We start from the raw sequence: 479 nt of genomic DNA on the forward strand, positions 1-479 counted from the left end.
GGGCTGGCCCGGTGGCCCCCCAGAACACGGCGAAGAAACTGCATGACACCCCTCGTTCATTTCCTGCGCGACCGGATGTGATCGCTTGAACGCACACAGGCCTTGCGATCGGACCTTGTGCGCCGGCCCCTCGCAGCGGCAGGCGCTGCTGCAGGGTGACCCAGGAATCTTAGGCGGGGATGGCGGGGGCGATTGTCAACGATGGTCAGCCGACCACCGCGCCCGATGGAGGCTGCAGGCGGCTACTGGATGCCTGTGGGTCCCGGGGGCTGAGCAGCGGCGGGCGAGACAAAAATCTGCGCAGCATCCACGGCATCAAACCGGTACTGCTGGCCGCAGAACTCGCAACCCACTTCGATGTCGTCGCGCTCGGCGAGGATGCTCTCGGCCTCTTCAGCGCCCAGGTTGCGCAGCATGTTGCTCACGCGCTCGCGGCTGCAGGTGCATGCAAAACGCGGGCCGCTGGCGCCCTGCTGGGG

General features: G+C 67.0%; 1 protein-coding gene. It reads right to left on the reverse strand.

What is annotated here, in order from left to right; all coding sequences use genetic code 11:
• Nucleotides 1-242: 242 nt before the first annotated feature.
• A partial coding sequence (locus GPA27_RS28320) for an Hsp33 family molecular chaperone HslO (RefSeq protein WP_211165308.1) occupies nt 243-479 on the reverse strand: 237 nt, incomplete at its 5' end.

The organism is Aromatoleum toluolicum, from assembly GCF_012911005.2.
Classification (GTDB): Bacteria; Pseudomonadota; Gammaproteobacteria; order Burkholderiales; family Rhodocyclaceae; genus Aromatoleum; species Aromatoleum toluolicum.